This window comes from Xylanibacter rarus (genome assembly GCF_001275135.1).
GTDB lineage: Bacteria > Bacteroidota > Bacteroidia > Bacteroidales > Bacteroidaceae > Prevotella > Prevotella rara.
In genome coordinates this window covers 64124-79636 of record NZ_LFQU01000012.1, presented here as the reverse complement: position 1 = coordinate 79636, position 15513 = coordinate 64124, and the positions used below count along the sequence as shown (strand labels likewise).

At 36.3% G+C, this 15513-nt stretch carries 13 protein-coding genes, 2 tRNA genes and 1 pseudogene; 4 read left to right on the top strand and 12 right to left on the bottom strand.

Features of this window, described 5'->3' with window-relative positions; all coding sequences use genetic code 11:
• Positions 1-34: 34 nt before the first annotated feature.
• The 3 genes from ACU52_RS15730 to ACU52_RS07665 are packed head-to-tail and all read right to left on the bottom strand — an operon-like array spanning position 35 to position 3506.
• A complete protein-coding gene (locus ACU52_RS15730) occupies positions 35-229 on the bottom strand; it encodes a DUF4861 family protein (protein ID WP_262503059.1) in 195 nt (64 codons plus the stop codon).
• Positions 229-1257, bottom strand: a complete 1029-nt coding sequence (locus ACU52_RS07670; protein WP_262503058.1) for a DUF4861 domain-containing protein — start codon at positions 1255-1257, stop codon at positions 229-231. Before ACU52_RS07670 ends, ACU52_RS15730 begins: the two co-directional genes overlap by 1 nt.
• A 44-nt stretch (positions 1258-1301) precedes the next feature.
• Entirely contained in the window at positions 1302-3506 is a 2205-nt protein-coding gene (locus ACU52_RS07665; RefSeq protein ID WP_053398360.1) for a S9 family peptidase, read from the bottom strand.
• 114 nt (positions 3507-3620) lie between these two features.
• On the opposite strand from ACU52_RS07665, the gene ACU52_RS07660 reads away from it, so the two are divergent.
• Both ACU52_RS07660 and ACU52_RS07655 read left to right on the top strand, forming a co-directional pair.
• Positions 3621-4577, top strand: a complete 957-nt coding sequence (locus ACU52_RS07660; protein WP_053398359.1) for a tRNA modification radical SAM protein MnmL/YtqA — start codon at positions 3621-3623, stop codon at positions 4575-4577.
• A gap of 740 nt (positions 4578-5317) precedes the next feature.
• On the top strand, positions 5318-6631 hold the full coding sequence (locus ACU52_RS07655; protein ID WP_053398358.1) for a TIGR00341 family protein: 1314 nt from the start codon (positions 5318-5320) through the stop codon (positions 6629-6631).
• A gap of 87 nt (positions 6632-6718) precedes the next feature.
• On the opposite strand, the gene ACU52_RS07650 is transcribed toward ACU52_RS07655, so the two are convergent.
• Genes ACU52_RS07650 through ACU52_RS07635 form a run of 4 tightly spaced genes read right to left on the bottom strand, consistent with a single transcriptional unit; the run spans position 6719 to position 11575 of the window.
• Positions 6719-7870, bottom strand: coding sequence for a DUF6057 family protein (locus ACU52_RS07650; RefSeq protein ID WP_053398357.1), 1152 nt, complete (start codon positions 7868-7870; stop codon positions 6719-6721).
• A 1-nt stretch (position 7871) separates the two neighbouring features.
• Positions 7872-9947: an alpha amylase C-terminal domain-containing protein gene (locus ACU52_RS07645; protein WP_053398356.1), complete on the bottom strand. Its 2076-nt coding sequence runs from the start codon at positions 9945-9947 to the stop codon at positions 7872-7874.
• A 56-nt stretch (positions 9948-10003) separates the two neighbouring features.
• Positions 10004-10447 carry a NanQ anomerase/TabA/YiaL family protein gene (locus ACU52_RS07640; protein ID WP_053398355.1) on the bottom strand — a complete coding sequence of 148 codons (444 nt, stop codon included), beginning with the start codon at positions 10445-10447 and terminating at the stop codon, positions 10004-10006.
• Between the two features lie 18 nt (positions 10448-10465).
• Positions 10466-11575 carry an MORN repeat-containing protein gene (locus ACU52_RS07635; protein WP_053398378.1) on the bottom strand — a complete coding sequence of 370 codons (1110 nt, stop codon included), beginning with the start codon at positions 11573-11575 and terminating at the stop codon, positions 10466-10468.
• A gap of 137 nt (positions 11576-11712) precedes the next feature.
• Here ACU52_RS07635 and kdsB point away from each other — a divergent pair, with 137 nt between their 5' ends.
• Together kdsB and ACU52_RS14730 are read left to right on the top strand one after the other, a co-directional pair.
• Positions 11713-12471 (top strand): 3-deoxy-manno-octulosonate cytidylyltransferase, encoded by a 759-nt coding sequence (gene kdsB, locus ACU52_RS07630; RefSeq protein ID WP_053398354.1) that lies wholly within the window; start codon positions 11713-11715, stop codon positions 12469-12471.
• A gap of 392 nt (positions 12472-12863) precedes the next feature.
• Positions 12864-13016 (top strand): annotated as a pseudogene (locus tag ACU52_RS14730) (transposase); the annotation flags it as partial.
• 274 nt (positions 13017-13290) lie between these two features.
• Here ACU52_RS14730 and ACU52_RS07625 read toward each other — a convergent pair.
• The 5 genes from ACU52_RS07625 to ACU52_RS07605 form a co-directional block, all read right to left on the bottom strand.
• Positions 13291-13362, bottom strand: a tRNA-Glu gene (locus ACU52_RS07625).
• A gap of 11 nt (positions 13363-13373) precedes the next feature.
• Positions 13374-13461: transfer RNA gene (locus ACU52_RS07620), tRNA-Ser, on the bottom strand.
• 169 nt (positions 13462-13630) lie between these two features.
• On the bottom strand, positions 13631-14449 hold the full coding sequence (locus tag ACU52_RS07615) for a DUF5715 family protein (protein WP_053398353.1): 819 nt from the start codon (positions 14447-14449) through the stop codon (positions 13631-13633).
• Positions 14450-14502: 53 nt separating this feature from the next.
• The gene (locus ACU52_RS07610; RefSeq protein ID WP_053398352.1) at positions 14503-15114 is read right to left on the bottom strand and encodes an eCIS core domain-containing protein; all 612 of its coding nucleotides are present in this window, start codon (positions 15112-15114) and stop codon (positions 14503-14505) included.
• Positions 15111-15485: a hypothetical protein gene (locus ACU52_RS07605; protein WP_053398351.1), complete on the bottom strand. Its 375-nt coding sequence runs from the start codon at positions 15483-15485 to the stop codon at positions 15111-15113. Before ACU52_RS07605 ends, ACU52_RS07610 begins: the two co-directional genes overlap by 4 nt.
• Positions 15486-15513 lie beyond the last annotated feature (28 nt).

Genomic DNA, 15513 nt, shown 5'->3' with positions numbered 1-15513 from the left:
TAATTTAACAAGATTGGTTATTAAAATGATAATTTTATTTAACAGTCACCTTTAATGGTGAATGAAGTGCTTTCAGGTACTCTTTAGAACGTAAGTTCCATTCATTAAATGTGCGAACATCATTCTTACTCCATGCAGAGCCGAAATAATATGTATATTTCTCATTTGGCTGATATGTAATAAGCCCTACTCCATGTCCGGCATTTCCATTAACAGGATTATCATACATCATTTTTTTGTTGCCTTAACACCATTAGGGAACAACACGCCAACATAAATCTGGAAATTTTGTTTTGCCGGATTATCTGTAGGATCTGCATAAAGCACATAATTATCTCCACAAGCTACACTCTTAGTGTCTTCACTATGAAGTACAACTCCAGCCACCATATCACAAGGCTTAGTAAGTCCTTCGTACCATACGGTCATTTTATTATAGTTGCTACCTTTATCAAGGCTTATAATACGATGTTCAACAACATTCTTGTCACCTCCTATAGAAAATGGGTTGTAATCAAGCTGGACTGTAAAGCGCAAAGGTCCATTATCCAATATTTTATATGTCTTATAACAATAAGGTAAGACCATCTCCCCTCCAGACAAAAGCGCAGGAGCGCCACAACCCAACGTCGGACCAACCTTATAGCAGTCAAGTCCGTATCCATGGTCAAAGTGATATGTTGTTGCCTCTTCCATTTCATGAGCTTCTTCTGTCTTTCCTGCTTTTTTTAACTCTTCAATCTTAGCATGGTTTGAAAGTTCTGTTACATACCTCTTATCAACCTCCAAATCCGGCGTATTTTTAACCCAGACATCTATTCCAAAAGCCTTTTCGCCTGTACGCTGTAAGGCAGGACCATAAGCACGATAAGCAGTACGGTCATTTTCCCATGCAATGTCATCTACACGCTCGGGATATTGCTTACCACAAACAATGGTCTTCATTTCTTTAGGAGTTCCTGGAGTAATAGTAAAATCTGCTGACCCTGCAGGTCGCACACTGGCATCAATCAACAACTTTCCGTCATATGAAATCTGGTACGCTACCTGCTGTCCCAATGCATTCTTTACAATAAAACTTTCCCCATTCTTTATTCCTAATTTCGAATAAACATCTTTGAGCTCAACCTCTATAAGCTCTTGACGCTGAACGTCATATGGATTTGTAACTGTCACAGTAACATTATCTGCCATCGCTGACAACGGCATTGCAAACATAAATAAAGATAATACCCTAAAGTTTTTCAAAAAGTTCATACGATATAGTTTTATTTTAGTTTATTATATTCATACATTTATTCTCATTTGAGATTTTTGATGAAGAACTGAGCTATCTGCCTGTAGATATGATTACGCGTATTACCTCCGTATATACTATGATTACGGTTTGTGTAAACATTCATCTTAAAGTCTTTGTCTGCCTGTACGAGTGCCTCTGTATATTCAAACACATTCTGTGGATGAACATTGTCATCAGCCAAGCCTTGACAAATAAGCAGTTCGCCATGCAGGTTTGCAGCACGCTTAATCGGATTTACATCATATCCAGAAGGATTCTCTTTTGGAGTACGCATATATCTCTCAGTATAAACCGTATCATAAAATCTCCAGTCTGTAGGAGGTGCAACAGCAACTCCTGCCTTGAAGACTTTACGTCCTTCACTCATGCTCATTAATGTATTGAATCCACCAAAGCTCCATCCCCATATACCGATATTATTTTTATCAACATAAGGCAATGAGCCTAAATATATGGCAGTTTCAACCTGGTCTTTAGATTCAAGATCACCGATTTTCAAATAAGTACATTTTTCGAAATCAGCACCACGCGCTCCTGTACCTCTGCCGTCAACACAGACAAGAATAAATCCTTGCTGCACCAAATATTGGTCAAGCAAAGCGCCCTGCCCCATTGAACCTATATTCCATGAGTTGACAACCTGTTGACTGCCGGGACCACTATATTGCCACATAATTACAGGATATTTCTTACTTGCATCAAAATTAGCAGGTTTAATCATAACACCATTCAGCTGAACACCTTCAGATGTCTTAAAGCTAAAAAATTCTTTTGAAGGCAAATCATATTCAGCAAGAGTTTTCTTCAACTCGCTATTAGTAATCAATGATACGGTTTCTTTGCCTGAATTATTAAAGATACCATATTCATATGGTGTATTTCTGTCGCTCCACTGATTTACAAAATATTTATAATCAGCACTAAACACAGCTATATTCCAACCATCGCGTGAAGTCAGACATTCAGTCTTGCCATTTTTATAAGTAACATAAACCTCACGATTCATAGGATTTTTGCCTGCAGCCTGATAGTATGTAGCACCGGTCTGCTCATCGTATCCATAAACATCCGTTACATCATACTGGCCGTCAGTCACCTTACGCAGCAACTGCCCGTTCATATTGTAAAGATATAATTGCATATAACCATTTCGGTCACTTGGCATTAATATATGATTAGAAGAAATCAATATATTAGCCATTGCTTCTTCTTTCACATACTTTGGCACAGATTCCTTTATCAGCAACTTGCATACTGTACTTCTCGGATTAGCCCCATACAGACAGAGCTGATCCTGATGTCTGTTCATTGTGTAAACAATTATCTTTTGCGGATCTGAAGTTGCCTTTATACGGGGTATATATCCGTCTTTGTCCATCTGCAGCTGCATGGTGCGTGTCTGACGTGACTGAATATCATAGCTCAGAACAGAAACAGTTGAATTTTTCTGGCCTGCTTTTGGATATTTATACGAATATAGCCCTGGATACTCTGAATACTCTGTCATTTCCGGCTCAAGCCCTTTAAACATTTGTAAAGAATATGTAGGCACATCCTTTTCATCAAAACGAATCCAGCAAAGCATACTTCCGTCGGCATTAAATGTAAGTGCAGAATTAAATCCGAACTCTTCTTCATAAACCCAATCCGGCACTCCATTAATAACCTCATTACGCTTGCCGTCTTTGGTAACCTGACTCTCCGAATTGCCATAAAGCAGCTTAACAAGATAAATATTATTGTCACGTACAAAAGCTACTTTCATTCCATCCGGCGACCATACAGGCGACTGCTGCTGGCCGTTATCCGAAAGTTTTTCCAACTTACGGTCTGCAATATTATAAATATAATAATCAGCTGTATAAGACCTGCGATAAATCTTCTTAGAGTTAGTCTGAACCAACATCTTCTTCCCGTCAGGGCTCATTATATAATTTTCAAGCTTGTCAATTTTTTCACCGACAGTATTGTTTACGTCAAACAACACACTTACTTGCTTTCCAGTCTTATAAGAATATTTTATTATTCTCTTCCCGTCCTTGCTTATCATAGCATAGCAGTCTCCGTCGGACATGGGGCTGACAGCACTAAGATATTCAGCAGCAAAAGTTTTGCCTGCAACATCTTTTAAAGAAAGCAGATTTCCAGAAATCATATTACTAGCAGCAAACAATAAAGCCGCACACATAATAAAAAGTCTTTTCATTGTATTTTATAAATTATTTTGAGCACAAAGATACATAATTTTCACTACATTTGCATCTCAATTGATTTAAAAGATATTAATGCCGTATGGCAAAAATTTAAGCGTAATTATACAATGCAAGATTTAAATAAAAAAACGACATTACCTTATAATGATTTTGGCAGCTGGATAAGATCTATTTTCCCGTTCAAAATACAAAAGATTTCTGTTGATGCAGGTTTCTCATGCCCCAACCGGGACGGCAGAATCAGCTACGGCGGATGTGCCTTTTGCAACAACAGCACATTCAATCCTGCTTATTGCGACAAGAACAAAACTATTAAGGAGCAGCTTGAAAAAGGAAAGATGTTTTTTCGCAACAAATATCCCGAAATGCGCTATTTGGCATACTTTCAGGCATACACAAACACGTATGGGAATATAGAGCAGCTTAAAAGGTTGTATGAAGAAGCGCTAAATACAGAGGATATCGTAGGCATTGTTATTGGCACTCGACCAGACTGTATTAACAGCGAAATACTTGATTACCTTCAAAGCCTTTCACGGCAAACGTTTGTTATTGTTGAATACGGCATTGAATCAGCCAACAACGATACACTTAAACGCATAAACAGAGGACACACTTTTGAATGTTCAAGAAATGCAATTGAGGAAACGACTTCAAGAGGCATAATAACCGGAGGGCATATAATATTAGGACTTCCTGGAGAAGATACAAATGAAAATATAAAACAAGCATCACTTATATCCCAAACAAGCTTAAACATAATCAAAATACATCAGTTGCAGATAATACGGGGAACAAAACTTGAAAACGATTACTACCAAGGAGGAATCCACACCTATGACGTAGACGAATACATAGAATTGCTTGCAAAATATATACAACATCTTCGAAGTAATATAATAATAGACAGATTCACATCACAATCTCCTAAAGATTTGCTGATAGCGCCAGACTGGGGATTAAAAAATTACGAATTTACAAATAAGTTTGTCAACTATCTAAAGAAGAATAATATATATCAAGGACAACTTTGGGGTAAAAATAACAAATATAATCAGCAATAACCTTATCGCTAAAATGCGAACAAATTAATTGCACACTTTCATCTTTCTTTACAAAATTCAGAAATTTAAGGCTTTATGCGTAAAGTATTTCCATAAAAGATCAAGAATTATGAGAAAATAACATCAAAAACGCACCAAAGACGTAATCTACTCATAATCAACACTTTAAGCTGAATTATTATATCAATAATGCAATTCAAGATAATGTCTTACATATAAAATCCAGCTAAAATACGCATGTTTTTGGAGACAAAACCATAAGAATTTGTCTCCAAAACCAATGCTTTTATTGATTAAAAGCATTGGTTTTATAAAACAGAACAACTACTTTCACCGCAAAAGCTATAACATTCAGCATGATTCATGCTGTGTGACATCAAGAAAATATCTATTTTTCAATTTAATATTGTAATATTATTTTACTGCACACTGACAGCAAATTATTTATAATATAATGCCAAAATACAACAATCTCTCCATTTCAGCCTTTGGCATGCAAACCGTAAACGATATTACATAATAAAAAATATTAGACATAATTATACATTTATTCACAAAAAGCATCTATAATTGGATAAAAATACTTAACTTTGTTTACCTATACAACCAAAACACTATAATAGTTAAAACTTAAATCTCGTAAAATATGACAAAAGAAAAACTGACTGATTCACAAACATCATTCGTAAAAAAGATGTCTGTAAGCATCATGGCTTTTTTTAAAAAAGTATTTTAATGCCATGCCCGACAAAGAGGATGAAGAAAATACAATCAAGGCCATAAGTAATGGAGTATCATTTCACGGGGCCAATCTGTGGGTTCTGGTTTTTGCAATATTCATAGCATCATTGGGCCTCAACGTGAATTCTACCGCAGTAATAATCGGCGCCATGCTGATATCACCACTTATGGGACCTATAATCGGAATGGGATTAGCAGTTGGTATAAACGATTTTGAATTACTAAAGCGGTCACTTAAGAACTATCTCGTGGCAACAATAATAAGTGTATGTACTGCAACACTTTATTTCTTACTGACACCACTTGACGAAGCCCAGTCGGAGCTCTTAGCCCGCACATCCCCCACACTATACGATGTACTTATAGCATTATGCGGTGGTGCAGCCGGCATTGTAGCCCTGGCCACAAAGGGGAAAGGAAATGTGCTGCCAGGAGTCGCAATTGCTACAGCCTTGATGCCGCCGCTCTGCACAGCCGGCTTTGGAATAGCCACAGGTAACATTTTCTATTTTCTTGGCGCTTTCTATCTGTTTTTTATTAATACGGTATTCATTGCCCTCGCCACATATATTGGCGTAAGAATGCTTAAATTCAAGGAAAAACAATTTGTCGACCATGAAAGACAAACTACAGTAAAGAAATACATTATTATCATTGTGGTTGCCACAATGATACCGGCAGGCTTCATGACATACAGTATTGTAAAAACAAGTGTATTTAAAAGCAATCTCAGCAAATTTGTAAAAGAACAATTAGACAGTACTGGCACAAGGATTATTTCATATGAAGCCAACAACGACAGTCTCACATTACGTGTTGTCGCCGTAGGAAAGGAACTGTCAGACAGTGCTATTGCAAAAGCTGAGAAAGAAATGCAGAATTATAATATCCGGCAGTATAAACTTGAGGTAATACAAGGCTCTGAGTCAACATCATTAATGATGCTCAACAACAGACTGACAAATATGCGAACATCTAACGATAACTACTCAGATATGGTTCGTGAAGAAACAGCAAAAATATCTGAACTTCAGAAAAGCCTTGACCAATATACAAAATATGACATTATGGCACCTGCAGTAGCAAAGGAAATTAAGTCATTATTCGACAACGTTGACGACATAAGCCTGTCTAATGCCAGTTATGTAAACACAGATTCATTAAAGGTTAAACATTACACATTGGCCGTTATTGGCGTTAAAGCAAAAGCCAATATGAAAGAACTCGAAAGGAGCAAAATCACAGATTGGCTAAAGGCAAGACTTCAAGCAGACAGCATAAAAGTTGTTATAACAAAAATTAAAACTAAATAATTATATAAACAAAAAAACAGAAGGATACATTTTTCATGCTGTATCCTTCTGTTTTCATTTACGATGGTCATCTTCTCCAAGTGAAATTTATTGGTAAAAGTAATAAAACCAATATGTTTCTCCATAAGTGTCTTTAACATAAGAAAAACGCTCTGACTTGTTATTGTACTTTTCTTCAAGTTTTTGAAAATCCGCATAGTCAGCATCCATTATCTCGCTATGAAAGACCAAAACAGGATTCGACCTTAGGTGTGTATACAATGTGAGCGCTTCTCTATAATGCTTTGGCAAAGCAGGTGAGCTTAGATTATATTTGTTTTTAATTATGTTCACAAATCCATCTAAATTTTTATCTAACAAATAACCACATAATATATAGTCTGTTACAGACTTCATTGCCAGACCATGATTTTCCAGATACAACAGATACTCAAGAGGCTTCATCTTTCCCATCTTTCGTATACCAAGCTGCTTGAATATCTCTGTTTCAGGAAACATCATACATTTGACATTCACCCCATCAGGCAATAATATATCAGAACCGCCTTTAGGTATAGGATACTCAAACAAACGTTCACCCAATTGCTTTGTACGCGACAAAGCGTAAATTCTCAACATAGTTAAATCAGGATCCGTATCATCAGACTTCTCGCCTACGCTCAAAGCATTATCATAATCATTTGACTCTAATAAATGCTCTATCCTTAAACGATAATGAAAAATCTCATTTGTATTTCCCAAAGCACATACCATCAACAACATAGCAGACAAAGCCAAAAGACTCTTCCACAAACCTCCGGTCAAACTTCCTGTATAAGACGTATCAATATAGAATATTGACTTCTGTCTAGACAAAACAGCAAAAATTGCATACAATATTATAACAATGCATACGATTACTATAACATTGGTTGGAAATAAACTAACATCGAAATCCTGATTCCCGGATGTCAGAACAGCGAGAAACATTAATGATGGCAAATAATTCAGAATATTAATCCATCCATCAAACCTCGTTAACTTACTCACGCCAAGTTTGACAAGAAACAGTACCACAGTCAGCAATACCGCACCTATGGTTTTGTTGTAATGAGTAATGCCTCCAGACAAGACATGTTGCTCCATAGCAATAATATCAGACTGGAAGAAATATAAATATACAAAAGTAAATAATATGAAAACAATAGCACATACAGAATTAACTAATGTGCTATTGTTTGCCTTGACTTCTTGTGTCATATTAATTTTTCTTTAAGACCACGGCTGAACGAGCAGGGATATAAAGTTTTAACCATTCCTTATGATCTTTTACATAAAGAGGATCAAAGTTTGTCATATGAGTCATACTGTCATCAGCAAGTCCATTTCCACCAAACTTTTTAGCGTCAGTATTCAATACAACATCATAAGATCCTGTAGGAACCAAGAATCCGTAATCAGTAAAGGATCGTGTAGGATTAAAATTAAACACAAATATCAAATCGCCACGCATAAAAGCCAATATCTGGTCACCATCATTATGCCAAATCTCCTGTACGTTCGTCCGTTGGAAATTACGCACACTCTTGATAACGCTAAGCATTTCACGGTCAAAATCACCCAGATAATGATAGCACAAATCTTTATTGTCTACCAAATTCCATTGTCTTCTTGCGTATTTGTAGCTCCAACCATTACCCTCTCTAGGAAAGTCTATCCATTCAGGATGCCCAAACTCATTTCCCATAAAGTTAAGGTATCCGCCATTAATTGCAGCAGCAGTTACTAAACGTATCATTTTATGCAAAGCTATTCCACGATGAACGACCTCATTTTCGTCGCCTTTTTTGAAATGCCAATACATATCCGCATCAATAAGACGAAAAACAATTGTTTTATCACCAACCAAAGCCTGATCGTGACTTTCACAATAACTTATAGTCTTTTCATCCGGACGCCTGTTCTTTACTTCCCAGAAAATACTGCTAGGCTTCCAGTTTTCGTCACTTTGCTCCTTTATCGTCTTTATCCAATAGTCAGGAATATTCATTGCCATCCTATAGTCAAAGCCGTATCCGCCATCCTCAAACTTAGCTGCAAGCCCCGGCATACCGCTTACTTCCTCTGCAATTGTTATTGCATTAGGATTAATTTCATGAATTAGTTTATTAGCAATAGTAAGATAACATATTGCATTATCATCTTCATGCCCGTTGAAATAATCACCATAATTACAGAAAGCCTCTCCTAAACCATGACTATAGTAAAGCATAGAAGTAACGCCATCAAAACGGAAGCCGTCAAAATGGAATTCCTTAAGCCAATATTTACAATTGCTCAACAAGAAATGCATAACCTCATCCTTACCATAGTCAAAACACAAGCTATCCCATGCGGGATGCTCATGCCTGTCACCTGGATAAAAATATTGGTTAGGATCACCTGCTAAATTACCCAATCCCTCAACTTCATTCTTAACAGCATGACTATGAACAATATCCATAATCACTGCTATGCCGTTGCGATGAGCTTCATCAATAAGAGACTTTAGTTCTTCAGGAGTACCAAATCTGCTTGAAGCAGCAAAGAAGCTACTTACATGATAACCGAAAGAACCATAATAAGGATGCTCTTGTATTGCCATAATTTGTATACAATTATAACCATCCTCAATTATTCTCGGCAACACATTCTCCTTAAATTCAGTATAAGTACCAACCTTTTCCGCATCTTGCGACATTCCTATATGGCACTCATATATCAGAAGCGGACTCTTATTTGGTTTAAACTTCTTTTTCCTCCACACATAAGGCTTTTCAGGATTCCAGACTTGGGCTGAGAATATTTTTGTTTCTTCATCCTGCACAACTCGCTGAGACCATGCCGGGATACGTTCTCCAGACCCTCCATTCCAATAAACATGCATTTTGTATAAATCACCATGCTTCATACCTTTCTCTGAGATTTTCAATTCCCAGTTTCCGGTTCCTTCTATACGCTTGGCTTTATACTTTTCTGTCTCTTGCCAATTATTGAAATCGCCGACAAGATAAATTTCTGTCGCATTAGGCGCCCACTCTCTAAAGACCCAGCCTCTTGATAATTTATGCAAGCCATAATAATCGTACCCACTGGCAAAATCCTCTAATGATATTTTACCATTACGAGTCAGCTGGCCTAATTTCCACAAGGCATGATCATGCCGCCCTCTTATGGCATCTTCATAAGGCGCGAGATAACCATCATTAACAACTAAGCCAATATGTTTCGGCTCATTTGCCGCTTTACTATCCGTTTTAGCCTTATTATTTAATGATTGGGCTTTTCTGGTAACCATGATACCTCCTTAAAAACTTTTTATAATAACATTATTGTTTGATACTCTCAGCAAAATTATGCTAAGACTTTAAATATGGCCTTCTTTATTTCTGCCTGTTCAGAAATACAAGGAGCATGACCGTCTTGAGGGAAAAATATAGCAAACTCGCCGGGCTTACAGGTAACGTACGTAGCAGCAGCTCCTTCGTATTTTGTTATATCTTTTTCTTCATTATATTCTGCTTCAGGCAAATCCTTTAATGGAGTATATCCATACGTCTCTGACGTACTTAAAGGTATCTGGATATCAATCATTTTCTTATGAGTTTCCAGCAAAGCACTTTCACATGATTTACCTTTTGCCACTTGTATATTTACGAATAAATCTGTGCCTTTAATCAGATGTTTTCCTTCACTTAATTTATTTAAATCATTTGATTTCAAAAAATCAACTACATCATTAAATAATGGATTTAAAGAAACATATTTCTCTAAATTTTCCAATGTATCTATAACCATAAATATTATTTTAATTAATTATTGAACCTTATTTCCTAAAATATACATACCTTGAGAAACGATGTTACCATTTTTGTCTTTCTCAACATATTTACCATCACGCTTATCATCTTTATAAGAACCTTCAAAACGCCGTCCGTCCTTATCGACCTCTAAAGCTCGACCATTTCTTTTACCGCGACGATAAATACCCTTGAATTTACTTCCGTCTGAGAAATGTATTATAATTTCACCATCAAAAACGCCGTCTTTAAAATTACCTTCAAAGACATCTCCATTTTTTTTCGTTAACTTACCTAGACCGTTTTGTTTGTCAGCCTTCCAATATCCATTATATACATCACCGTTTTTCCAACGTAAGACTCCATGGCCGTCCTTATCTCCTTCTGTAAAATGTCCGGTATATTTATCGCCATTAGCAAAAGTAAAAATACCTTCACCCGTACGTTTTCCTCTAACATAATCACCCTCGTACATATCGCCATTTTGGAACTTATATATACCTTTCCCATTTTGAACATCATCTAGCCAATCACCGATATATACATCTCCATCAGCATAATGATTGGTTCCTTTTCCTGAGCGCAAATTATCTAGCCACATACCATCATATGTTGTCCCATCGCCCCAATCAAAGAATCCTTTACCCGTTTTCTTGTCATCTTTCCATTCACCAGTATAATAGGCACCACCGCTATAAGTGTATGTTCCTTTTCCGGTACGTTTATCTTGATACCAATCGCCGTCATATTTGTCACCGTTGTAATACCACATTACGCCATGACCCTGCTGATAATCACGAAACCATAGTCCAACATATTTGTTATTATTCATAAAATGATATGTCCCTCTACCGTGTTGCTGATCTTGGAACCATTCTCCTTCATACTTCTCCCCATCAGAAAAAGTATAAACTCCATATCCTTGACGCTTTCCTTTCACATATTCACCTTCATAAGTATCCCCGTTTTTATAAACAGTTTTACCTTTCCCATGAGGTTTTCCAGAAGCCATTTCACCCTGGTATGTTCCACCATCTTTAGTCTCACATGAGCCTAATGTTATCTTTTGCGCACTACATATTAGAGGCAAAGCAGCACAAAATAAAAGCAATATATAGTTCTTCACGATTTTTCTTTTTAAATTTATCACCAAAAGTAATAAAAAATAACCATACTGCAAAATTATTTTTTTAAAATCGGTTTTACGAATATATTTATTGATAAATATTAGTATCTTTGCAAAAATATTAAAACAGAAATACTATGAACTTTGTAGGAATCATACCAGCAAGATATTCGTCAACACGCTTTCCCGGAAAACCGTTAGCCATTTTAGGCGGAAAACCCGTAATTCAACATGTTTACGAAAAAGTTTCAAAAGTGCTTGACGACGTATACGTCGCCACTGACGACGAAAGGATTAAGGACGCGGTGGAAAGCTTTGGAGGAAATGCTATTATGACATCCCCTAATCACAAAAGTGGGACTGACAGAATAGAAGAAGCAGTAAATATTATAGAAAAAAAATTTGACGTCATAATCAACATCCAAGGTGATGAGCCATTTATTCACAAGACCCAAATAGAAACAATATGTAGATGTTTCGATGACCCAGAAACTATGATTGCAACTTTAGGCAGACCATTTACTGAAAAAGACTCTATAAATGATTTAGAGAATCCTAATTCCCCGAAACTCATTTGCGACAACAATGGCTTTGCCATGTATTTTAGCAGGAATATAATACCCTATATACGCGGAGAAGAAAAATCAAATTGGATAAACAAATTCACATATTTAAAGCATATTGGACTTTATGCATACAGGGCTAATGTCTTGTCAGAAATAACAAAATTACCACAATCAAGCCTAGAGCTTGCTGAAAGTTTGGAACAACTCAGATGGCTTCAAAATGGATACCGCATAAAAGTAGGCATTACCCACGTTGAAACCATAGGAATTGATACCCCCGAAGATTTAAAGCGCGCAGAAGAATTTATCACCCAACACGACAGGCAATAAAGAAAGAACAAAGACTATCACATATAACAAAGCAATTTCATCTGAAATCAGATAGAAGAAAAAAAATGAAAGAGGGTGTGTCAAAATTAAAAGGACTACTCCTCAAAGTTACAGATTATAACTGTAATATTTAAAAGGGTCGTATTAAACTCTGTATTGAGTAATGATACGGCCCTTTCTTTAGCCTTTTAGAATACTCAAATTTCAAATTATAAGTTCACGTTTTCAAAAAATGAGTTTTGACACACCCTCTTTCATTTTTCTCCAAACGACAAACTTACATTTGCATTTAGCCGACCAATAGCGAGTACTATTGCAGACAACAAATACACACATTAATTTTAATCAATATATTCAAACCAAAACATATCAGGAAAAGGCAACCTTTCTCTTATGAGTATAATGATGAAATATTGAAATTTTATAACAATCGTTCCACGAATGCAGCTGCTGAATTATTCAATGCAAAAATCAAACTTTTCAGAGCTAATCTTCATGGAGTGACAGATAAAAAGTTTTTCCTCTTTAGAATCGCAAAGCCCTAAGGATATCCCCATCAAATTCCTACTGCCCCAATACGCCATCAAAATAATTTGATGCTAAAGCCAAACTTTTCAAAGCAAATATTCATGAAACAACGGACAAAAGTCTTTCTCTTTAGGATTGCACAGGCACACAGATATCCAACAAGATTTCTACGACCAACTTAAACTAACGATTAAACACAATTTTATAAATTTCCAAAGGGATTGTTACAAAAAAATAAAAGGAAGAAAACAATCATAATGTTTCTTCCTTTCAAATGCATTTAAACTTTCGTAGTGGATAGGGGAATCGAACCCCTATGCCAAGATTGAGAATCTTGTATCCTAACCATTAGATGAATCCACCTTAAATCACAGCGGAAGCTGGGGGATTCGAACCCCCGGTACGATAAACTCGCACGGCAGTTTAGCAAACTGCTGGTTTCAGCCACTCACCCAAACTTCCTTTCCGGTTTATTGTACCGAAGCATTCTCGCTCAAATGCGATGCAAAGGTATGCATTTATTTTTATCCCTGCAAATTTTTCTGGAGTTTTTTTTCATTTAATTCAAAAAAACTTTTTTACACCTTATTATATATTATAAACGCTCCTTTATGGAGTCAAGTTTTAAGCATTATCTAACTGTAATATGGAAGCAGCCCTGTTTAACCTCATACTTAACATAACACCGATTATTCTCACGCATATCACGCAAGACCTCACTTAACACCCACTTAAGCGTATCATTTCTTACCATTCGGCCTTTGCTTCCATCTAGTTTATTAATAGTTTTATAGCGATTATAACATACATCAAAAGTTGTACCATACAAATGACATGAATTTTCCGTTGCATTTCCATTGTAATTCCGAAGTTTCATCACATCTTCTTTTGACCGGAGAACACTCGTTACAATTATTTGATGCAATGGTATATTTTTTATTCTTAGGCTATCATAATACGCCCTACCAATATCATTGAGTAGGACAGCTGCACGTGGAACCAAATACGGAATACTACTGCGCAAAGGATCTATAAAATAATAAGGATTTGCACCAACAAAAACAAGTTCTTTTTTTCTATTTTCTGCATCTTCTCTATTTTCAACAGGTTTTACTCCATACTTATTGGCAGAAACTAGCTGCACGTCATTATTGTCAGGGAATGTACGACTAAAACCAGGCACACTATTTATACGATTACGTACCTGTGTTCCTTCTGCATTATAGAAAGACGTCAACTTAAATATTGAAGAAACCACGTGCTCCCCATCACCTACACTATCTTTTTTACCCAAAGTATTAATGCCAGAATCGTTTAAAGCATCATTCACGACAACAGGCCTATTTACATTTTTATCTTTTGCGACATCAGGAAAAATCAGACGTATCATAGCCAAAATCAAAACTATGGCCACAAAACTCATCAAATACCTATTTTTTGTTATTTTCATACGTTCTTTATTTATTCAACATAGAAACAAAAAAAGACTCACATCTTTTTGTATCAATCAACATTAAAATTTCGAATTGTTGAAACAATTTCATTGATAATTTCTGGATTTGGCAATTCTTTAACATCTCCACACAAGGCTATCGAGAAGTTATCTGCCAAACATTCTTCCGGATTTATAACATACCCTGTATTTCTTCCTACCTTATCATAAAAATCGGATGCATCATCCAATTTATACATCAACATCTTTCCATCCTTCATTACCGGAGAAAATTTATCGTCAAGCGGAACCAATCCGATGTGCACATAATCAAAAAAAGATCCTCCGGCATAATCACGATCAGAACAAATAACCATTGTGCATGGCTGTTGTTTTCCATCGACACTTAACATGGCATAGCTATCATAATGATTCACATCCGGATTAGATATAAATCGTTCGGTCACATCGTCAGAAAACTTTATTTCTTTATCCAATATACTGAATCCTATTATTTTATACATTGACTTTCTAAAATCAATATTATTTCGTGTCATCACATGAAACAACTCATGAGCCAACAGCTTAGCAAGCCTTTTGGTATTAACTTTTTTCAAAAGGCCTTCACCTAAACAGACTACCTCGCCTCGAGTATACGCTGCTGCACCTCCCTCCTCTTTCATCGTTGTTTTATAAGCAGTACTTCTTGGGGGATAGGAAGCTTCAAGCCCTTTCGAGCAATAGCATCATCCAATATTGCAAAAGCTTTAACAACAGAATCCTTTTCTATATCTGTAAAATCTCTAGTCTCTCGTCTTATCATGTCCACCATATCGTCATGAGTAGCATTCTTTTTACCCACACGAGCCTCCAAGTCGAATTTCCCAAGACGTTCTACATACCCCTTAGAAACAGCCAACACATTATTTGCTTCCTCCCTATCCGCAAATCTGAGAGAATAGCTATCATTATTACCATAAGATAAACAACAAAACGAGACGAGGCATAAGCCAAACGAAACTGCACGCTGATAAAACTGTCCAATAATATACATAATTTAAATTTAAATAAAACGATGCAAA